This window comes from Bacillus timonensis, assembly GCF_000285535.1.
Taxonomy (GTDB): Bacteria; Bacillota; Bacilli; order Bacillales; family Bacillaceae_L; genus Ferdinandcohnia; species Ferdinandcohnia timonensis.
In genome coordinates this window covers 119,470-139,161 of sequence record NZ_HE610989.1, presented here as the reverse complement: position 1 = coordinate 139,161, position 19,692 = coordinate 119,470, and the positions used below count along the sequence as shown (strand labels likewise).

Below are 19,692 nucleotides of genomic sequence, written 5' to 3'. Positions count from 1 at the left end.
GTGTCAAATTCCAAACCAAATATTTCTTTCTTATTCCTATTCTCCATCTCATGTTATACTAGGTAAGGAAGAGGTGTTTATACATGAAAATGGATAAATTAGTTGATTTATTCGAACAAGGCAGTATTTCAATACCGAAAATGTTAATGTCCTCGTATCGACATCTACAGTTAAACGAAGAAGAAATGATGGTTCTATTCCATATCTTAACCTTTATGGATAGTGGAAACTTCTTTCCGACGCCAATTGAAATTTCAAACCGTATGTCAATCACAGAAGAAAAATGTATGGAAATCCTACGTCAGCTCATTCAACGTGGATATCTTGAAATAAATGAAGGAAACGACGAAAATCGCGTCATTTACGAAAAATATTCATTACGCCCATTATGGGAGAAAATGCTGCAGCTTCTTGTTCAACAAAACATGAACGAAGAAAAAGAAATAGAGAAGCAGCAAGAAAAGGACTTATATAGTATTTTCGAACAAGAATTTGGACGACCTCTCTCACCATTTGAATGTGAATCCTTAGCAATGTGGCTCGATCAAGACCACCACGATCCAACCATTATTAAAGCAGCGTTACGTGAGGCTGTTATGTCTGGAAAGCTTAATTTCCGATATATTGATCGAATTCTTTTTGAGTGGAAAAAGAATGGAATCCGTACGATTGCTCAAGCCCAAAACCATTCTCAAAAGTTTCGTCAATACCAACAAAAGCATAAACAAACTGAGCAAACCGGGCAGGGAAATTATAAACGGACAATCCCGTTTTATAATTGGTTAGAAAATTAACTTTATTCCGCTGGGTTTAACTCAGCGGAACATTTGATTAAATCTAATAGGTGATAAAAAATGCTGAACAAACAACAAATTCAATTCTGTCTTGATACTATGGGGGAAATGTTCCCGGATGCTCACTGTGAGCTCAATCATAAAAATCCGTTTGAATTAGTAATCGCTGTTTCATTGTCAGCCCAATGTACAGATGCATTGGTGAATAAAGTAACAGCCTCTCTTTTTGAAAAATATAAAACACCGGAGGATTATCTAGCCGTATCACTTGAAGAGCTCCAAAATGATATTCGTTCCATCGGACTTTATCGAAATAAGGCAAAAAACATACAAAAGTTATGCCAAATGTTACTTGAAGATTATGGTGGCATCCTTCCACAAGACCGCGATGAATTAACAAAATTACCAGGAGTGGGCAGGAAAACAGCCAATGTCGTTGTCTCAGTTGCCTTCGGGATTCCTGCAATTGCAGTCGATACCCATGTGGAAAGAGTGAGCAAAAGACTTGGATTTTGTAGATGGAAAGACTCAGTTTTAGAAGTTGAAAAAACGTTAATGAAAAAGGTTCCAAAGGAAGAATGGTCTGCAACCCATCATCGCATGATTTTTTTCGGAAGATATCATTGCAAAGCTCAAAACCCTCAATGTGAAATTTGCCCGCTATTAGAGGTTTGTAGAGAAGGGAAAAAGCGTATGAAAGGGAAAGAAAAGGTTGGATAAAGAAAAGGTTTTTTCTGCAATAATGGAAAAATGGGATGGGCGAAAAGAACAACTTTTACTCCATTATCGAAACAGGGACAAAGTAAAAGTAGTTCAGCCAATGAACGAAGCCATAGATGATTTCATTACATTTTTATTCATACTAAATGAAAAACCTTTTGCAAGTCCGGAAAATCTTAATGAAAGTATGAAAGAACTCAACTATAAACCAATTAATCTTGATGAGCGGCTTTTGTTCATTTTAAAAAAGCCACACCAATATCACTCTTTCATTCAATTAAATGAACTCTATACCGAGTTGTTAAAGCTATATGCTAAAAAGAAAATATTGATGCAAAAAAAATAACGCACAAATAAATGTGCGTTATTTTTTAATTATTGACGATCTCCATTGCCTGGTGGGACTGGAGGAAAGACAGGAACTTCTTCATCACCGTTGCCATCTCCGCTTCCTTCACCATTGCCTTCACCATTATTATTTCCATCGTTTTCGCCACCATTACCGTTGTCATTGCCATTGCCATTCCCAGGAGGAGTTACAGGGGGCAGTGGAATCTCAATTTCCTCCTCAGCAGGTTCTGGTACTTCAATCGTATTTGTGGCAGGGTCGCTGCGTTGCTCAGGGTTTTCGTCATTTACTGCAGTCACAGTAAATTTGTAAATAGCACCTGGTATAGCTTCAGGAACTGTATAGGTTAACTCTTTTGTTGTTGTAAGAACCTTAGCTGGCCCTTCGTCAATTGAAACACTAATTTCAAAGCTATTACGTTCAAGTTCACCTTCTGCATATGCCCAAGATAATTTAATCTGATTTGTTTCCTGGTCATATAACACTTCTAGGTTTGATGGTGTTGTAAGCTTATCGTATTTATCAGACACTTGCGTTGGCTCTGTTCCTTTGATGAAATATTCATATACAATTTCATCTTTAGGGGTAAATTCACTAGGTAGTTTTGCCGGATTAGACCCTTTTTCAACACCAACTTTTACGACTGACTTAGGCATTACGAAATCCTCTGCTTCTTTGCCTTCAGAAAGATTCGTAATAATATCTCTGAACAATTTTAATGCTAAGCTTTGTTCAGCAGGCAAGACTGCTTCCTGGTTATTACTATATCCCGTCCAAATGGAGACAGTATAGCTAGGTGTGTAACCACTGAACCAAATATCAGGTACACCACCGGAAGGAATATTATAGTTTTTAATATCTTTTGCGCTGTAGTTTGTTGTACCCGTTTTACCTGCAATTTGCAATCCGGAAACATCATATCTCCGTCCGGAACCAAAGTCCATAACGGATTTTAGCATGTCTGTAACCATGAAAGCTGTAGCTTCAGACATAGCTGTTTCAGGCTCTGGTGCAAGGACAACTTCTCGATTATCCGGAAAGACAATTTTGTTTACCGCATGTGGTTTAATAAAGTTTCCTTCGTTACCGAATGTTGCATAGGCACCAGCCATTTCAAGAGGGGAGATACCACCGTGCATCCCTCCAATGGAATATGCTTCATTAATTCTTTCATCAAAGGTAATGCCAAGTCCGTTAGCAAATTCTGTTGCTTTTGTAACACCAACTTCTTGGAATGCTTTAAGTGCCGGTATGTTTCTTGAATGGGCTAAAGCAACTCTTGCTGTAATTTGTCCCATATATTTTCTATCAAAGTTGTTAATTGGCGTTTTATCTGAGTATGTGTACGGTTCATCCTTAATTTGTTGATAGGTAGACCATTTTAAATACTCAATCGCAGGTCCATAGTCTAAAATAGGTTTAATCGTTGAACCAGGTTGGTTATCGGATTCAAGCGCAAAGTTTCTGCGACTATTTTGAGCTTGATTTCTACCGCCGCCTAATGCTCTAATTTCACCAGTTTTTGTATCTACGACTGCTATTCCCGCTTGGAGCTTATCATTTGGAAATTGCACATCAGGATTTTTATTTGCTAATAATGAATCGATATGAGCTTGTGCTTCAGGATCAAAGGTTGTATAAATTTTAACGCCTGCGTTATAGACATCGATATCAGATTCTTTAAGCTCACGTTTTACTTGGTCCATGAAAGAATCAATTGGATGTGATTGTTCCTCTGATTCTACAATTGATGTTTCAATCGGAACCTTTTTAGCAGCGTCTGCTTCTTCTTTCGAAATAAAATCATGCCTAACCATGAGAGTTAATACGATATTCCGACGCTTTTCTGCTGCTTCTGGATGGACAAAAGGGTTATAGATTCCTGGATTTTGTCCAAGACCCGCTATAAAGGCGGCTTCGTGAAGCTCGAGTTCATCGAGCGGTTTGTCAAAATATATTTCGGCTGCTTTAGCAACACCGTATGTGTTACCGACACCGTAGTAGATTTTATTTAAATACATTTCTAGAATTTCATCTTTTGAGTATTTACGTTCTAATTGAAATGCTAGCCATAGCTCTTGCGCTTTTCTAGTAAGCTTTTTTTGCCCTTCCTCGAAAAAGGAATTCTTGATTACTTGCTGTGAAATCGTACTTGCTCCTTCAGCACCAAATCCTTCTTTGAAATTGGCAAGAACTGCTCCACCAAGGCGAATAACATCCAAACCGTGATGTTCATAAAAACGAGCATCCTCTACTGCAAGTACAGCATTTTTTAAGTTATCCGGTATTTGCTCCAGTGGGACATACGTTCGTTTTTCTGCCCCAAACTCATAAATTTTATTTCCATTCATGTCGTAAACTTTTGATGATAGTGGATCCTTTAGTAGGGATTCATCCAATTTAGGAGCACCACTTGCCATCACGAAAAATGTAGTAGCACCTGCTATCATCCCAATAATCCCAATTAATAGGACAATTAATAGAATTCTTTTAAATAACGAACCCTTTGCTTTTTTTCGCTTTTTTTCTTTTGTTTCGCATGTCGGCGTTCTTCACGTGTTTGATATTTTTCAGACATACTTATTTCCTGCCTTTCAAATGCTTTCCCTACGATATGACGTAATTTAGTAGGGATAGGTTACATTCTTAGCTTATTTACTATTATTCCTTGTTGAAATATAGGTAATCAATTATCTTTATATAATCAATTCTTGGACGATAACCAATTGATAGTTGATGGCCATATGTTTCAACTTCTTGTTTCGTAATAGATTTTCTCCCATCATCGTTTTTTCGTTTCCAAAAGGATAATAAGTGCTTTGCCTCAAGGAAATAGATTTCATCTAAGGTTGTAAACGCGAGAATTACAAAGCAAATCCCGTCCTGCCTTAAACAATCGGACATATGCTTGATTTGGTGCTCGTGAAAATTTTGAAGTGGGAAGGAAGTTTTGTTTTTTGTTTCCTTCGCTTCAAAATCGATATAACGGCCTTTGTAGATACCATTATAGTCTGTAGTAGAAGCTTGTTTAAAATAAGCTTCCTTAATAACGGCAGCACTTCTTTTTGGATAATCGACATTTACAATCTGTACAGGTGTTGGTTTTTTATGAATAACGGCAATTTCCTGTTCCAAATAAAATAGATTCGTTTCATTGAGATCTTCTTCTAACGTCATCCCACGATTCCCATAGATTCTTTGCTTGAGCTGTGGATTTTTTTTACCTGTTGGGGTTTATATATTTTCCCATTTGGATAACGAAACTCCATTCTCCTACCCCCTTAAGACACCTATTATACCAAAAATTTCTGTAAAAAAGTTTAACGAAATTTAAACAATTGGGTACAGGCTTGAGAGAGTTAGATTCACTATACCATACTATTCGCTTTAAAATATACTTTTGGGGGCGTGGTGGCGTAAGGGATGGATACACTATGGGTAAGAGGTGTGTGTATGATGAGTATAAAGAATTCCGATATTATAAAAATCGAATCGATGGTGAATGATCGTAGAAATCGGGAATTGGTTTTATCATTGGAAGAAAGAGAGTTGATTATTGATATTCAGTCAAAAACAACAAAGGGAAATATTGATAATATTTCGCGGACTAAGCAATATGCTCGCTACTATAAGAAACATAACGAGATACGATGGTCTTTTTTAGCAAGTATGGTCTCACGGAATGCGGGCTGGAATATGACAGATTTAGAGGGTGAATGGTACCCAAGAATCCTCACGAAAAAAGAGAGAAAAGTCCTGTTCTTTACATATGAAAGGGCAAACTGGCTGATTTTTTCAGATGCATATCCACAGCTTTTGGTATATGAGTATTCTAAAAGGGTAGGCAAGCCATTGTTTTATTTATTGAGAATGTTTTCGGTGTCACGATTTATAGAGGCGGAGTGGGAGTATTACTGGCAGTACCGGGAAGGGGAACGATTAGTAACCGCACAAATAATTAATGAACAAAATATTATTCAAAAGCCTGTCATTGAACATCCCTTTTATAAAAAGAAGGTATTTCAACGATTCTTCTACAATCTTCAAGACATTTTGCATTTTAGTTCTGTTCTTTTTCCAACACAAGATGGGAGATTATTTGGTTTTTCAGTTCATCAATTTACACAACTTGATGAAAGAATTGAACTTGGTAAGAAGCTCGCGTCGTTGCTTTTTCATGAATATTATTACGATTTGTTTTTGAGATTTTCAGATAAAATCGAGCATACAGGTTCTCGATTTGATTATGAACGGTATGTAAGTGAGAGAAGGTTTCGAAATACCCCATTTTTACGAACAACTTATCCAATTATCCAGCATAAAAGAGGAAGGACATTGGATTGGTATATGGGGAAAAGAAATGATAAATGGTTTAAGAAGGTTGAGCTGGGAGATCAATTTGAACTTACAAATTGGTATTTGAAAAAACAGAAGCAAGTACAAGCAGGAATCTTAATCGAGGATTTGTTATTAAAAAACAAAGGCTGAAAACCAGCCTTTGTATGTATTTTATGTTGATGGTCTATCAGGTCCTTCAAGTTTTTTGTTTCCATAACCAGGTGCTTTCTCTTCATTACGTTCTTGTTTATTTTTCTTTTTTTCTTGTTTTGCCATGGAATTCACCTCCTACAAATAGTGTGAGCATCTTTCATAGATAGCATTCGTACAAAGTATAAATACATTGTCGAAAAGGAAAAGAAATGATGGTGTAAATCCACTTTCTTTGACGAATAAAAACTAGTTTTGTCAAGCGTGCAGGAGGAAATATTCGCTCGTCGAACTTACTAAAAAAGACCGTTTAGGAGGATGGATATGTTGAGGGTTGGACTTACCAATAAAGTACATGTTCTTGAGGAAATGGATCAACTGCTTTATACGTTAAACAAAATTGATATGCAAATTCAAACTGAGGTAAATAAACATATTCTTGATGAAGGAAATCAGAATATCACTCAAATGAAGAAGATTGAAAATGAAATCATCTCCATTCGTAGGACGTATCATAATCAAACGCGTAAACAACCACTGAAAACCGATGAGGAGCATTCCTATCACTTAACATTAAGCTATTAAAACGGTATGATAGATGTTGAGGTGAGGGAATGTATACGGAACTACTTGCAAAAACAAATCTTCTAAAAGATCTCTGTGACAGGTCGATTCAACGATTAGAGGATGTTAAAAAAAGTGAATCTTATGAGGTGGATTTTTATAAAGAAGTAAAGCCTTTTGTAGATTCTACAATGGGAATAGCAGATAGTTGGAGAGAATTGGCAATAGCATGGATAAAAAAGGAATATCCTAAAAATCTTCATCCAAATCAGATTGATGCAACTCATGAAAATATCCAACATATCTCTATTCAAAGCTTTTATCAAGATACGAAAGTAAAACGTTTTAAAAATATGTATGAATCTGTTCAATATGTCCTTGATAACATCCTTGAGAAGGTAAAATATGAAAATAAATAGACCTCATTAAAAGATACCCTGACATCAACTGGTATCTTTTTTGTGTGAACACCTAACCCAGTTTCTACATAATCTATAGAAAAAGTACATCACGGGAGGTTTGTTCCACATGTATCAATACTATAGAAGGAACAAATATGATACTAGACCTTATGGTTATTCATGGCCTTATTATGGGCAACCAACCTACCAGCTTTATAATGGTGGAGGGTATCAAGCTAATTGGAATCAGTATAATCCTTATTCCTATATGGAGTATAATATGAACAGTTATCCTGGGAATAACCCTTATGGATATCCACCCCCGATTTCTACTCCATACCCGACAGGGATGGAACAAGGGGTGGATCCGATGAAGCAAAAAGGGGCTGGGGGTATCCTTAATCAGTTTAAGAAAAAAGATGGTACCTATGATATCAATAAAATGATGGATACAGCAGGGCAAATGGTAGGGGCGGTTAACCAAGTTAATTCAATTGTAAAAGGGTTAACCAAAACATTTAAGGTATAGTAAAAATAATAAAAGAAAGCTGTTAAATAAGAAGTGCAGCTTTCTTTTTTATATTGACTTATTTATGCTTCTTTTGTTCACGATATTGTTTCGCTAAAAGCTGTAAAGCTTCATTATACGACAATCCAGAATTAGCATTGAGTCGCTTTACTTCTTCAACATCAGTATCTGAGTACTGCTTTGTACTAAATTCTTTTGCCATTTCATTCACCTTTTCTATAGCAATTCGTACACTTCATTGAGTTGATTAACACGTTTAAAATCTTTTTCATCCATTGCATAATTGATTTCATCAGGTAAAACTTTGTTTAGAAATTCAATTTCTTCTTCATCCAAATCCCTAACAAACGCTTCTTCAGAGATGTACTGATTATTGATCATCTTTGTAAGAATAGCTCGGCTTATTTTGTTTTCATCACCATAATTCGAAATCGATTCAATTAAATATCCTAGCGTTTTGTCCATGATTGATCACCATTTCATTATTTTATTCTTCAAAATAAGAGGTAAACTCCTCTTCATTCGTGGTAGATTTTTTATAATACGGGTTATCCTCAGTAACATTTTTAGGATCTAGATTCGTTTTAATGACAAGAATCGGCTCATCGCTTGCTTCTGCAATAATTCTGTCATTCAGTTCCTTAAAATCAGGTACATTTTGATTCCCTACCTTTTTCTCCACAATTACACCTCCTAGCCATATCATGCTAAACTTCCATGCAAAGTATGTAAAAAAGAGCATGATACTTCACATGCTCTCATCGATAATGATTCTTCGTTTTCTTTGTTTAGGGATGCTGATTTTTAAGACACCATTTAGGTAAGAAGCTTTTATGTTATTTGTGTGAATCGGATAGGGTAATGCGATTGTACGACTTGATTTGTTAAAGGAATGTTTTTTTACAAAATAGTGCTTTTCCTCATTGGTTTCTTCCATTTCCTCAACGTGGTTTACGGTGATTGTAATATACCTTTCTGAATACTCGATATCAATTTGTTCTTTTTTAACACCAGGTAAGTCTGCGGAAATAATAAGATCTGTGTCAGTTTCATACATATCAATTGGAATCGTTGAGAAGGGGAATGGTTTTTCGAAAAATTCATCAATAGTATCTAGGAGTCGTTTGACTGGTTGTTGTGTAAAGAACTCATTCATCGATTTTATGAGGGGGCCGAATGAATCACTTTCAAATTTTTGGATTGGTTTATCTGGCTTATCGTCTTTCACTCTTTTCTCCTCCTTAAACCCTTTATCTATTTTTACTATATTCATTTCACATTAAAATGTTTTTGTTTTGGGCATGAAAAAAGAACTGGGTTTTCACAACTCAGTTCTTACAAGGCCTATACGAAAAGTTCATCTTCTAATCCTTCTAAGTGAACGATGATGTTTCCTTTTGCATCCACTTTTACGATGTCTTTTTTCTTTAATTTAGTTAATGTTCTACTCACGGTCTCACGAGTTGTTCCAATCATATTGGCTAAATCTTTATTTGTAAATTGTGTGGTTATCATTATTCTTCCGTCTGGCATCTGTTTTCCGTCAGTATTACATAGACGCATCATTAGTTTAATAATTTGTTCATATGTATTATTTAAAATTTGTGCTTCTAATCGATTCTGAAGATCTACTATTTTCTCACCCATTACCCTGAAAAGCTTTATACAAACCTGCGGATGCTGCAACAAAACAGATTCGAAATGGGAGATTGAAATTACTACTGCCATAGTATCTTCTAATGCTAACGCATAAGCGGGATAGTTTCCTTTTCGGAAAAAACCAACATGTGGGAACATATCCCCGTCCTTTTGAACGGTTACAATTTGTTCTTTTCCGTTTATATCATTTTTATAAATTTTTATCTTTCCTTTGTAAATAAAGTAGACATTTTCTAAAGGGTCTTCCTGCATAAAAACATGGGTGCCTTTTTTAAATTGGCGATATTGGGCAATGTTCACCATCTCTTCTAATTCATTACTTGTTAATTCCTTAAAAAGTGGTACGGTCTGTAAAACATCCGTTATTTCAGTACGATTCATTATACTCACTCCATACTTTCACGATTGGTTTAAGTGTACCAAACTAGTAGATTACAGGTAAAGCACTTCCAAATTGCATCCACAATTATTTACCAGATTAAAAGGTCATTGTATTAAAGTATGAAAGAAAAACTTGTACTTATCCCAAAAAAAGAAAAGAAATTTGTCCTTATTGTAATATTTTCGTGTTTTTATCTATAGATTTAATGTAGAAATCGATATGATTTCAAAAAATAGTATAGGGGGTCAATTGTTTGAAAAAGAAGCTTTCAGTTGGATTGATATTATTGCTATCTATCTTTTTAGCTTTATCTGGTTGCTTTAGTGGTGAAAAGACAACAAATGAACCAGAAAAGCCATCAACTCCTAGTGAGGAGGGCAAAGATAATGAACAGGAAGCATCTGGACCGAAAATTCTTCGCCTAAATAATAATGAAGAGCCTGGTTCATTACACCCTGGTACTGCACAAGGTACTCACGACTCTTGGATTCTAGAGCATGCATTTGAAGGATTGACAAAGAAAACACCTGAAGGAGAAATCGTTCCAGGTATGGCTGAATCGTGGGAGACAAGTGAGGATGGATTAACTTGGACATTCAAGCTCCGAAGTGATGTGAAATGGTCAAATGGAGATCCTGTAACAGCTAATGATTTTGAATACGCGTGGAAGTATGCGTTAAATCCTGAAACTGCATCTACATACGCATACCAACTCTATTATTTAGAGGGTGGTGAAGCTTATAACTCAGCTGAGGAAGGTGCTGATTTAGCTGCACTAGAGGCAGCTGTAGGTGTAAAAGCAGTTGATGACACGACATTAGAGGTCAAGCTTGCCCAACCAACTCCTTATTTCTTGGACTTAACATCGTTCTATACGTATTATCCGATTAATAAGGCTGTACAGGAAGCAAATCCAAACTGGTATCAAGAGGCCGATTCATATGTATCAAATGGTGCTTTTAAACTGACAGAGTGGAAACATAAAGAAAGCATGAAGCTTGCGAAAAATGAAAATTATTATGATAAAGATAAAATTAATTTAGATGAAGTTCAGTTTGTCATTATCGATGATGAAAACACCTCTTGGCAAATGTACCAATCAGATGAGTTGGATTTAGTTTATCCTCTCCCACAGGATGTAATCGGTCAATTAAAGGCTGAAAATAATCCTGAGTTCCAAATTGGCTCTGATCTTTCTGTGTATTATTACAATTTAAACACTGAGAAAAAGCCGTTTAATAATGTAAAGATTAGAAAAGCCTTATCAATGGCGCTGGATCGTGAAACCATTGTCGAGCATGTTGCACAAGGTGGCCAATCTCCTGCGTATTCCGTAGTACCGCCGGGAATTCCAGATGTTTCAGGTGACTACCAGGAAAATACAGGGAATTTATTTGATGCAAACATTGAGGAAGCAAAAAAGTTACTGGAAGAAGGCTTAGCGGAAGAGGGACTTGATAAGTTCCCAGCAGTAACTTTAACGTACAACACTTCTGAAGGACATAAAATGATTGCCGAAGCTGTTCAAGAAATGTGGCGTAAAAATCTAGGTGTCGAAATTACACTAGAGAATGTTGAATTCCAGGTTAAACTTGACCGTGAAAAAGCAGGAGATTATGAAATTTCTAGAGCGGGCTGGGTTGGTGACTATGTAGACCCAATGACATTTATGGATCTTTGGGTAACAGATGGTCCATATAATGACGCAAACTGGAGTAATTCCGAGTATGATAAGCTAATCAATCTCGCGAAAACAACTATGGTCCAAGAAGACCGTATGAAGGCTATGCATGATGCTGAAAAAATCTTAATGGATGAGATGCCGATTATTCCAATCTATTTCTATACAAAACCATATACTGTGAAGCCGCATGTAACAGGTATCTATACACCTATTAATAGTTATCCTCAGTTCATCTATGCGGATATCAAAAAATAAGTAACGAGGTAAATCAAGGTATGCTGGAGTCCAGCATACCCTGATTTTTCTACTTGCACAATGTATGGAAACTCGGCTTACATGAGCTAGCACATTCGGTTTAAAGAGGGGGATAACATGCTCAAGTATATTGGAAAACGGATTGTCCTCGCAGTTGTAACCCTTTGGGTGATTATCACACTAACATTTATTTTAATGCATAGTATTCCAGGAAACCCATTTGCCCAAGAAGGAACAATGCCTGAGGCAGTCTATAATAATCTTCAAAGCTATTATAATTTGGACAAACCTTTACTTGTACAATATGGTCTTTATTTACTTTCTATTTTACAGTTTGATTTTGGACCTTCATATAAATCTTCAACTTTAACAGTTAACGACCTAATCGTGAATGGTTTCCCTGTTTCCTTGCACCTAGGAACCCAAGCCTTACTGATTGCGATTCCACTGGGCTTGCTATTCGGAATTATTGCTGCCCTTTATCGCAATAGATGGCCAGACTACTCCTCTATGATTCTAGCAATTATCGGAATTTCTGTACCAAACTTTATTCTGGCAACCTTTCTCATCAATTATTTAGCGGTTGAATTAAGATGGTTCCCTGTTGCAACCTGGAAATCTTGGTCGCATACTGTGTTACCGTCACTTTCCCTCGCGATGATGCCAATGGCCTTTATCGCACGTTTAATGAGGTCAAGTATGCTTGAAGTAATGAGCCAAGACTATATTTTAACAGCGAAGGCAAAGGGTCTTAAAAAAGGAGCGATTATAGTAAAGCATGCGATTCGAAATGCAATTTTGCCAGTCGTTACGATTGTTGGCATCCTCATCGCTAATATTGTAACCGGAAGCTTCATTATTGAAAAAATCTTCGGTATCCCAGGAATGGGAGAAATGTTTGTAACAAGTATTTTTAATCGAGATTACCCTGTCATTCTTGGCTCGACGATTTTTTATTCTGCCATCCTGATTCTTTTCATTCTAATTGTTGACATCGCCTACACATGGATTGATCCGAGAATAAAGGTTACGGGGGAGAGCAAATGAAAAATCAACCAAATCTTACGGAAGACATGTTTACACCAGTTGAACAGAAGTATGCTGAAGCAGAGAAAATTGCCAGACCTAGTATTTCCTATTGGGGAGATGTTTGGCGGCGGCTAAAGGAAAATAAATTAGCGATGCTTGGGCTTATTATCATTGTCATCATTGGGATCATGGCCATTATTGGTCCTCATTTAAATGGCTATACGTATTATGAGCAGGATTTTACAAAAAAGAATTTACGACCAAATGCCGAGCATTGGTTTGGGACAGATGCTTCGGGAAGGGATTTATTCACTAGAGCATGGTATGGTGCACGAATTTCCTTATTTATTGGACTTATGGCTGCTCTAATTGATTTTGCCGCGGGAATAATCTATGGAGGTATTTCAGGTATTCGAGGTGGTAGAGTCGATAATATCATGATGAGGATTGCTGAAGTACTCTACGCCATTCCGTATTTATTGATGGTCATTTTGGTTATGATCGTACTTGAAAGAGGCTTATGGGCAATTATTATCGCAATGTCTATTACAGGCTGGATACCAATGGCCAGACTTGTCCGCGGGCAGGTTCTACAGCTCAAGGAATATGAGTATGTCCAAGCAGCTAATGCGATGGGAGCAAAAACCTCTTGGATTTTAAGAAGACATATGATTCCAAATACGATGGGACCTATTTTAGTAAATGTCACATTAACCGTTCCAACTGCGATATTCGCTGAAGCCACTCTTAGCTTTTTAGGGCTTGGGATTCCGGCACCTAAAGCAAGTTGGGGAACAATGGCAAATGATGCTTTGGGAAGTATTTTAATCGGGAATTTCTATCAATTATTTTTCCCAGCTTTTCTCATCTCGCTCACAATGTTTGCTTTTAATGTGTTCGGGGATGGTTTAAGGGATGCACTTGATCCGAAATTGCGGAAATAGATAGGGGGGAAGATTCGGTGGAAAATATATTAGAAATCAATAATTTGCATGTTTCGTTCGATACAAGTGCCGGCAAGGTTAAGGCGGTAAGAGGGGTTTCCTTTTCAGTAGAAAAAGGGGAAGCAATCGCAATTGTTGGCGAATCCGGCTGTGGTAAAAGTGTGACCGCTAAATCAATTATGCGACTTCTCCCGTCTCCACAAGCAAAAATTGAAAACGGCTCTATCATTTTGAATGGAGAAAATATTGTCCAAAAGTCAGAACATGCGATGGAGAAAATAAGAGGGAATGAAGTCGGGATGATTTTCCAAGATCCGATGACGTCCTTAAATCCTACGACGAAGATAGGAATTCAAATTGCAGAAGGAATTATGCGCCATAGACAGATAGCAAAAAAGAAAGCACTTGAGCATGCTGTCCAAATGCTAGAATTAGTAGGCATTCCTCAGCCCGAAAAGCGAATCCATCAATATCCACATGAATTTTCTGGAGGAATGAGGCAGCGTGTAATGATTGCAATCGCTCTTGCTTGCAGGCCAAAGCTTTTAATTGCTGATGAACCTACTACTGCACTTGATGTAACCATTCAAGCACAAATTTTACAGCTAATGAAGGACTTGCGAGAGAAGACAAATACTTCGATTATCTTAATTACGCATGATCTTGGAGTTGTAGCCGAAATGTGCAGTAAGGTAGTTGTCATGTATGCAGGCGAGATTGTTGAAACGGGTAGTGTAGAGGAGATTTTTTCAAATCCGACTCATCCGTATACGAAGGGATTATTAAAGTCAGTTCCCAGACTTGACATGGATAAGCATGAAAAACTATCGACGATTACTGGAACTCCTCCAGACTTACTAGACCCGCCAAAGGGTTGCTCATTCTTTCCAAGGTGTGAAATGGCAATGAAAATTTGTGCTGAACATAAACCGGAATATGAGGGTGTTAGTCCGACGCAATACAGTTCTTGTTGGCTAAATCATCCAATGGCAAAGAATCGTATGAATTTCGTCTAAGGAGGAGGTCTACCAGTGGTTGAGAAAAACAAAGCACTAGTTGAAGTGAAGCATGTAAAGAAATACTTTTCAATTCAAAAGAGGCCGTTAAAGGCAGTTGATGATATAAACTTACTCATAAACAAAGGGGAAACGGTTGGTCTTGTTGGTGAAAGCGGATGTGGAAAATCAACAGCAGGTAAAACGATTATTCGTTTACTCGAACCAACAGCAGGTGAGGTCTACTTCGAAGGTAAAAATATATACGAGTATAACTCCAGAGAAATGAAAGAGCTTCGCAAGGATGTTCAAATTATTTTCCAGGACCCCTATGCATCATTGAATCCTAGAATGAAGATTGAGGATATTATTGGGGAACCACTTGATATCCATCAAGTTGTAAAAGGGAAAAAAAGAAAAGACCGAGTAAAGGAGCTTTTAGAGTTAGTCGGTTTGCGTCCAGAGCATGCGAATCGATTCCCACACGAATTTAGTGGGGGACAAAGACAACGGATTGGAATTGCAAGGGCCTTGGCGCTTAATCCTAAATTTATTGTCTGTGATGAACCAATCTCAGCTTTAGATGTATCGATACAGGCGCAAATCGTTAATCTGTTAAAAAGCTTGCAAGACAAAATGGACTTAACGTATTTATTCATTGCTCACGATTTATCAATGGTAAAATATATATCAGATCGAATTCTTGTGATGTATTTAGGAAACATGGTGGAACTTTCAGATAGCGAATCTCTTTACGATGACCCGCTTCATCCATACACAAAGGCCTTGCTGTCTGCAGTCCCAATCCCAGATCCAGTTGTAAAACGTGATCGGATTGTGTTAGAAGGAGAGGTGCCTAGTCCATTATCTCCACCGTCTGGTTGTGTGTTTCGAACAAGATGTAAATATGCGATGGAAAGATGTGCTACCGAGGTCCCACAGTGGAAGGAAGTAAAACCATCTCATTTCACAGCCTGTCATTTGTATGATTCTTAATACCTTCGTTTTACAAATATAGGCAGAAAGTGGTATAATATTTACTAACAGAGATAAATTAATAGTAATGCTTATTATAAGGGGTTTTTCATTGAACAACTTTTTATAATAAGTTTTTTATTTTGTAACTGTTTTGGAAAGTTTCGTGCCAACCAATACAAAGGAGATGATTTGAATGGCTTTTGGAAGAAGACCAGTCGAAGAAATTGTTACTGAGGAGACAAAGGTGTGGGAGTGCACATCTGAGGAATGTAATGGATGGGTACGAGATAATTTTAAAAGCACTCAGGAACCAAATTGTCCATTGTGTGGATCTGAAATGGAGACAAATACACGATTATTGCAAGTTGTGAACAATCACAATAAAAGTTCTTTAGCGTAAAATAAATGTTTCCTCCAAAAAGAAACTTTTTTTAAAAAATATATAATTCATGTTATAAAAGTTTATCCTATGGATATAATAATTCATGCATTACCTTGCAACATATTTGTTGCATTACATAGGAGGAAGCAAAATGGCACAAGGAAAAGTAAAATGGTTTAACAGTGAAAAAGGCTTTGGATTTATTGAAGTTGAAGGTGGAGACGATGTATTCGTTCACTTCTCAGCAATCCAAGGTGATGGGTTCAAAACGTTAGAAGAAGGTCAAGAAGTTACTTTCGATATCGAAGAAGGTAGCCGCGGTCCTCAAGCTGCTAATGTCCAAAAAGCATAATGAACCATAAATAAACCGTCGAAACAGATTCTTTTATAGAATCTGTTTTTTGTGTTTCGTGGATTATGTTGGGATTAAAGGGATTAATGGATTTAATTCCAATGGGTAAATTCTACTGGCATGTAGACCCCCTCAGGATTAGTGGGGGTGAGAAGACTTACCCCGTAGATGTATTAGCCTTAAACATCGCGAAGGTCCCCTTAACGCATTTTTAGACATACGAACTCTTATCGAGTGATACTCAAAATAATTGGACATTTTTCGGTTAAACTGCAAAATTGAGATTGGAGCGGGGAATATAAGCTGAGAATTTCCGGTTAGGCAAAGAAAAATTAACCATTTACCCGTTTTTGGAATCAATAGTATGAATCTCGCCATCTATTTAGGCTATTTTTAGTACTTTCTTCTAAATAAAAGAAATTTCTCCGTTTATTTATCAAACCCACTTTAGCAACTAATGAATTTGTACGCTTACGGGTGGTTTCGTGAAAAAATGTAAAAAAGGCTTAAAGATATTTCAATCTCTAGGCCATTTAAAAATATATTGTAATGTTAATTTGATTTGCAAATTGATTTGGTCTGCGATTTACAGTTTTGCACCACATAATAAGTCAACCCCCTAAACATTGTTAGGGGGGAATGATTAATTTGTTATGGCCTTAACCGGTTTTGCTGGTTCAGACCTACGAACGTCCTTGTTACTTACATCTACTCGTTTAATAAACAATGCTAACACTAAAGCAACTATATTAATACCTAGGGCTACTAAGAAGGAATAATCAATTCCTGCAAGTAAAGCCTTTTGAGCAATTAGAGCCTGAGTGCTTTCAGTTAAAGTAGTTGGATCCACATTGGCGATTAGACTCTCACCTTCTGACTTAGCCACACTATTCATAATCGTTACTAATACAGCTGTACCAATTGAACCAGATACTTGTTGAGCTGTATTATTGATGGCTGTTCCGTGCGGGTATAATGTTGCTGGTAATTGATTTAAACCATTAGTCATAATCGGCATCATTACCATTGACATACCAAACATACGAAGTGTATATGTTGTGATGATATAGGTATAAGATGAATCGATTTGTAGATGAGATAATAAATAAGTTGAAATTGCAGTAACAATAAGTCCAATAATTGATAAGAGACGTGGACCAAACTTGTCAAATAGTTTACCAGTAATTGGAGACATGATTCCCATCACGATGGCCCCAGGTAGCATCATTAATCCAGATTCGAATGGGGAAATTCCACGAACACTTTGTACATATGCAGGTGTCAAAATCATTCCTGAGAACATCGCAACTGCGTTAACAATCGCAATTACTGATGCAAGTGCGAACATTGGATATTTATAAGCTCTTAAATCAAGAATTGGTTTTTCAATTCTTAGTTGGCGTAAAATAAACGCAATGAGTGTAATCCCTCCAATGATTAAAGAGGTTAATACAAGTGTGTCAGTCCAGCCATCATTGCTTACAGAACTAAAACCGTACAATAATCCACCAAAACCAGCTGTTGATAGGATGACTGAAAGAGTATCGATCGTTGCATTTTTATTTACTTCCATAACATTTGTAGATTTCCAAACTGCTAAGACTAAACTAATAACAGAAAGTGGTAATATCATTTCAAATAATAAACGCCAATCATAATTCTCTACGATATAACCAGATAAAGTTGGTCCGATTGCAGGTGCAGTAATCATAACTAATCCAAAAACGCCCATTGCCGTACCACGTTTTTCTGGTGGAAAACTTACAAGCATGATGTTCATCAATAATGGTCCCATTACGGAGGAACCAGCTGCCTGAACCATGCGTCCCGCAATTAATACGCTAAAGTTTGGTGCAAATGCTGCCATAGCAGTACCAAGAGTGAAAATGATCATTGCTGTAATAAATAAGCTACGGTTCGAAAACCGTGTGATTAAATAGGCGGAAGCAGGAATTAAAACACCGCTAACCAACATATATCCTGTTGCAAGCCATTGTACAGTTGAGTAATTCTCAATATTTAAATCAATCATAATAGATGGTAAAGCAACATTTAATAATGAGTTATTTAAAAATGAAACAAATGCTCCAACAAAAAGTATCGCTAACATCAGATATGGAGGCTTTTTTTCTTGTAAAGTAGTACCCATTATTTTTTCCCCTCATTTCGTTCGAAATTATTTACTTGAATGATTTTATACCACAAGTTCAATTTGTGCAATGTTTTTATACTTACGGTATAATATGCTAGTAATAGCAAATAAATTGGTTACTTGGAATAAATAGGATGCTAGTGGAGGGCGTATGAATCAGCGTAGGAGAAAAGTGGCAGATGTAGCATTGAAATTATTCGTTGAGAAAGGATTTCAACAGACATCGATACAGGATATTATTGAACAAGCCAATATTTCAAAAGGTACATTTTATAATTATTTTTCAAATAAAAACGATTGTATTGCTGAAATTTTGGAAGGCTTACGATATGATGCCAGCCAAATTCGCATGCATATGCAGGTTGGAAAAGATGAAACGGACCGAACAATTTTAATTGAACAAATATCGATTTTAACTCAATTAAATAAAGAACGAAATCTTAACACCATTTTTGAAGCCATTTTAAATTCGAATGAAGTGGAACTAAAAAAATTGGTCATGCATCACCGTATCCATGAAATAGAATGGTTAGCGGGAAGATTCATTGAAGTTTATGGAGAAGAGATAAGGCAATTTGCTTTCGAGCTTTCCATTCTTTTTTATGGAATGATGCATTATATCTTATTTACATTAAAGATTACAAATAGTACACAATCGATTCATCGGACCGTCCAAGTGTTGTTATCATATTTGGAAGCCATTATTCCTATTATGAATAAAAATGGTAGAACATTGCTTGACCCATCTTCACTTCATTTTTTACAAGCGAGAATTGATCGAAAGGTTATATCTCTTGATGAACTGGTAGATCTAGCAAAGAATCTAGAAGAAAGAACAACATTTACAACCGATCAGCAAGATTTATATGATACGATTGTTTCGGAATTACAACGGGAAAGGCTTCGAAAAAGTGTCCTTCAGCCTCTAATACAACCATTTCAAAAATCTTTTGTACAAACTGAATTGGAGGCGGAGGTAAATACTTTTACAAATTTCCTTTGGTATTATTTAAGAATTCATTAATACTAAGAAAG

The 19,692-nt window shown here is 36.6% G+C and carries 22 protein-coding genes and 1 pseudogene; 15 read left to right on the top strand and 8 right to left on the bottom strand.

What is annotated here, in order from left to right; genetic code table 11:
• Positions 1–83 precede the first annotated feature (83 nt).
• From BTHG_RS20890 to BTHG_RS25545, 3 genes are read left to right on the top strand one after another with little or no spacing between them, the layout of a single operon-like run.
• Positions 84–794: a DnaD domain-containing protein gene (locus BTHG_RS20890; protein WP_010284121.1), complete on the top strand. Its 711-nt coding sequence runs from the start codon at positions 84–86 to the stop codon at positions 792–794.
• Between the two features lie 60 nt (positions 795–854).
• Entirely contained in the window at positions 855–1,514 is a 660-nt protein-coding gene (gene nth / locus BTHG_RS20885; protein WP_010284118.1) for an endonuclease III, read from the top strand.
• Positions 1,507–1,860: a YpoC family protein gene (locus BTHG_RS25545; RefSeq protein WP_010284116.1), complete on the top strand. Its 354-nt coding sequence runs from the start codon at positions 1,507–1,509 to the stop codon at positions 1,858–1,860. Before nth ends, BTHG_RS25545 begins: the two co-directional genes overlap by 8 nt.
• Before the next feature lie 29 nt (positions 1,861–1,889).
• On the opposite strand, the gene BTHG_RS20875 is transcribed toward BTHG_RS25545, so the two are convergent.
• Together BTHG_RS20875 and recU are read right to left on the bottom strand one after the other, a co-directional pair.
• The gene (locus BTHG_RS20875; RefSeq protein ID WP_010284114.1) at positions 1,890–4,313 is read right to left on the bottom strand and encodes a PBP1A family penicillin-binding protein; all 2,424 of its coding nucleotides are present in this window, start codon (positions 4,311–4,313) and stop codon (positions 1,890–1,892) included.
• Positions 4,314–4,524: 211 nt separating this feature from the next.
• A pseudogene (gene recU / locus BTHG_RS25540) lies at positions 4,525–5,132 on the bottom strand (Holliday junction resolvase RecU).
• A 184-nt stretch (positions 5,133–5,316) separates the two neighbouring features.
• Here recU and BTHG_RS20860 point away from each other — a divergent pair.
• The 4 genes from BTHG_RS20860 (at position 5,317) to BTHG_RS25535 (ending at position 7,845) form a co-directional block, all read left to right on the top strand.
• Complete coding sequence (locus BTHG_RS20860) at positions 5,317–6,351, top strand: DUF2515 domain-containing protein (RefSeq protein ID WP_232284507.1); 1,035 nt, start codon at positions 5,317–5,319, stop codon at positions 6,349–6,351.
• 324 nt (positions 6,352–6,675) lie between these two features.
• Complete coding sequence (locus BTHG_RS20850) at positions 6,676–6,936, top strand: hypothetical protein (protein WP_010284107.1); 261 nt, start codon at positions 6,676–6,678, stop codon at positions 6,934–6,936.
• 29 nt (positions 6,937–6,965) lie between these two features.
• Complete coding sequence (locus tag BTHG_RS20845) at positions 6,966–7,334, top strand: YppE family protein (RefSeq protein WP_010284102.1); 369 nt, start codon at positions 6,966–6,968, stop codon at positions 7,332–7,334.
• 109 nt (positions 7,335–7,443) lie between these two features.
• On the top strand, positions 7,444–7,845 hold the full coding sequence (locus BTHG_RS25535) for a YppG family protein (RefSeq protein ID WP_010284097.1): 402 nt from the start codon (positions 7,444–7,446) through the stop codon (positions 7,843–7,845).
• A gap of 58 nt (positions 7,846–7,903) precedes the next feature.
• Here the strand turns inward: BTHG_RS25535 and BTHG_RS27155 are convergent, their stop codons facing one another.
• The 5 genes from BTHG_RS27155 to BTHG_RS20815 all read right to left on the bottom strand — a co-directional run bounded on the left by BTHG_RS27155 (position 7,904) and on the right by BTHG_RS20815 (position 9,885).
• Positions 7,904–8,047 (bottom strand): hypothetical protein, encoded by a 144-nt coding sequence (locus BTHG_RS27155; protein ID WP_010284091.1) that lies wholly within the window; start codon positions 8,045–8,047, stop codon positions 7,904–7,906.
• Between the two features lie 14 nt (positions 8,048–8,061).
• Entirely contained in the window at positions 8,062–8,310 is a 249-nt protein-coding gene (locus BTHG_RS20830) for a sigma-G-dependent sporulation-specific acid-soluble spore protein CsgA (protein ID WP_010284090.1), read from the bottom strand.
• A 22-nt stretch (positions 8,311–8,332) separates the two neighbouring features.
• Entirely contained in the window at positions 8,333–8,551 is a 219-nt protein-coding gene (locus tag BTHG_RS20825) for a hypothetical protein (RefSeq protein WP_042342388.1), read from the bottom strand.
• A gap of 42 nt (positions 8,552–8,593) precedes the next feature.
• Positions 8,594–9,073, bottom strand: a complete 480-nt coding sequence (locus BTHG_RS20820) for an Hsp20/alpha crystallin family protein (protein WP_010284085.1) — start codon at positions 9,071–9,073, stop codon at positions 8,594–8,596.
• 116 nt (positions 9,074–9,189) lie between these two features.
• Entirely contained in the window at positions 9,190–9,885 is a 696-nt protein-coding gene (locus BTHG_RS20815) for a Crp/Fnr family transcriptional regulator (RefSeq protein ID WP_010284081.1), read from the bottom strand.
• Between the two features lie 254 nt (positions 9,886–10,139).
• On the opposite strand from BTHG_RS20815, the gene BTHG_RS20810 reads away from it, so the two are divergent.
• From BTHG_RS20810 to cspD, 7 genes are all read left to right on the top strand, one after another.
• Positions 10,140–11,825 (top strand): peptide ABC transporter substrate-binding protein, encoded by a 1,686-nt coding sequence (locus tag BTHG_RS20810; protein ID WP_010284074.1) that lies wholly within the window; start codon positions 10,140–10,142, stop codon positions 11,823–11,825.
• Positions 11,826–11,942: 117 nt separating this feature from the next.
• Positions 11,943–12,872 carry an ABC transporter permease gene (locus BTHG_RS20805; RefSeq protein WP_010284072.1) on the top strand — a complete coding sequence of 310 codons (930 nt, stop codon included), beginning with the start codon at positions 11,943–11,945 and terminating at the stop codon, positions 12,870–12,872.
• A complete protein-coding gene (locus BTHG_RS20800; RefSeq protein WP_010284070.1) occupies positions 12,869–13,798 on the top strand; it encodes an ABC transporter permease in 930 nt (309 codons plus the stop codon). Before BTHG_RS20805 ends, BTHG_RS20800 begins: the two co-directional genes overlap by 4 nt.
• A 17-nt stretch (positions 13,799–13,815) precedes the next feature.
• Complete coding sequence (locus tag BTHG_RS20795; protein ID WP_010284067.1) at positions 13,816–14,814, top strand: ABC transporter ATP-binding protein; 999 nt, start codon at positions 13,816–13,818, stop codon at positions 14,812–14,814.
• Positions 14,815–14,829: 15 nt separating this feature from the next.
• Complete coding sequence (locus tag BTHG_RS20790) at positions 14,830–15,789, top strand: ABC transporter ATP-binding protein (protein WP_010284061.1); 960 nt, start codon at positions 14,830–14,832, stop codon at positions 15,787–15,789.
• A gap of 175 nt (positions 15,790–15,964) precedes the next feature.
• Complete coding sequence (locus BTHG_RS20785) at positions 15,965–16,171, top strand: cold-shock protein (protein WP_010284059.1); 207 nt, start codon at positions 15,965–15,967, stop codon at positions 16,169–16,171.
• A gap of 133 nt (positions 16,172–16,304) precedes the next feature.
• On the top strand, positions 16,305–16,505 hold the full coding sequence (cspD, locus tag BTHG_RS20780) for a cold-shock protein CspD (protein ID WP_010284057.1): 201 nt from the start codon (positions 16,305–16,307) through the stop codon (positions 16,503–16,505).
• Between the two features lie 643 nt (positions 16,506–17,148).
• Here cspD and BTHG_RS25530 read toward each other — a convergent pair.
• The gene (locus BTHG_RS25530) at positions 17,149–18,654 is read right to left on the bottom strand and encodes a DHA2 family efflux MFS transporter permease subunit (protein ID WP_010284055.1); all 1,506 of its coding nucleotides are present in this window, start codon (positions 18,652–18,654) and stop codon (positions 17,149–17,151) included.
• 154 nt (positions 18,655–18,808) lie between these two features.
• Between BTHG_RS25530 and BTHG_RS20770 the strand changes: the two genes are divergently transcribed.
• Positions 18,809–19,681 carry a TetR/AcrR family transcriptional regulator gene (locus tag BTHG_RS20770; RefSeq protein ID WP_010284045.1) on the top strand — a complete coding sequence of 291 codons (873 nt, stop codon included), beginning with the start codon at positions 18,809–18,811 and terminating at the stop codon, positions 19,679–19,681.
• The last annotated feature ends 11 nt before the right edge of the window (positions 19,682–19,692 follow it).

Excerpts from the sequence above, each read along its gene's own strand:
- BTHG_RS20890 (WP_010284121.1), top strand. The coding sequence starts at position 84 with ATGAAAATGGATAAATTAGTTGATTTATTCGAACAAGGCAGTATTTCA.
- nth (WP_010284118.1), top strand. The coding sequence starts at position 855 with ATGCTGAACAAACAACAAATTCAATTCTGTCTTGATACTATGGGGGAA.
- BTHG_RS20875 (WP_010284114.1), bottom strand. The coding sequence starts at position 4,313 with ATGATAGCAGGTGCTACTACATTTTTCGTGATGGCAAGTGGTGCTCCT.
- BTHG_RS20860 (WP_232284507.1), top strand. The coding sequence starts at position 5,317 with ATGATGAGTATAAAGAATTCCGATATTATAAAAATCGAATCGATGGTG.
- BTHG_RS20850 (WP_010284107.1), top strand. The coding sequence starts at position 6,676 with ATGTTGAGGGTTGGACTTACCAATAAAGTACATGTTCTTGAGGAAATG.
- BTHG_RS20845 (WP_010284102.1), top strand. The coding sequence starts at position 6,966 with ATGTATACGGAACTACTTGCAAAAACAAATCTTCTAAAAGATCTCTGT.
- BTHG_RS25535 (WP_010284097.1), top strand. The coding sequence starts at position 7,444 with ATGTATCAATACTATAGAAGGAACAAATATGATACTAGACCTTATGGT.
- BTHG_RS27155 (WP_010284091.1), bottom strand. The coding sequence starts at position 8,047 with ATGGCAAAAGAATTTAGTACAAAGCAGTACTCAGATACTGATGTTGAA.
- BTHG_RS20830 (WP_010284090.1), bottom strand. The coding sequence starts at position 8,310 with ATGGACAAAACGCTAGGATATTTAATTGAATCGATTTCGAATTATGGT.
- BTHG_RS20825 (WP_042342388.1), bottom strand. The coding sequence starts at position 8,551 with ATGATATGGCTAGGAGGTGTAATTGTGGAGAAAAAGGTAGGGAATCAA.
- BTHG_RS20815 (WP_010284081.1), bottom strand. The coding sequence starts at position 9,885 with ATGAATCGTACTGAAATAACGGATGTTTTACAGACCGTACCACTTTTT.
- BTHG_RS20805 (WP_010284072.1), top strand. The coding sequence starts at position 11,943 with ATGCTCAAGTATATTGGAAAACGGATTGTCCTCGCAGTTGTAACCCTT.
- BTHG_RS20800 (WP_010284070.1), top strand. The coding sequence starts at position 12,869 with ATGAAAAATCAACCAAATCTTACGGAAGACATGTTTACACCAGTTGAA.
- BTHG_RS20785 (WP_010284059.1), top strand. The coding sequence starts at position 15,965 with ATGGCTTTTGGAAGAAGACCAGTCGAAGAAATTGTTACTGAGGAGACA.
- cspD (WP_010284057.1), top strand. The coding sequence starts at position 16,305 with ATGGCACAAGGAAAAGTAAAATGGTTTAACAGTGAAAAAGGCTTTGGA.
- BTHG_RS25530 (WP_010284055.1), bottom strand. The coding sequence starts at position 18,654 with ATGGGTACTACTTTACAAGAAAAAAAGCCTCCATATCTGATGTTAGCG.
- BTHG_RS20770 (WP_010284045.1), top strand. The coding sequence starts at position 18,809 with ATGAATCAGCGTAGGAGAAAAGTGGCAGATGTAGCATTGAAATTATTC.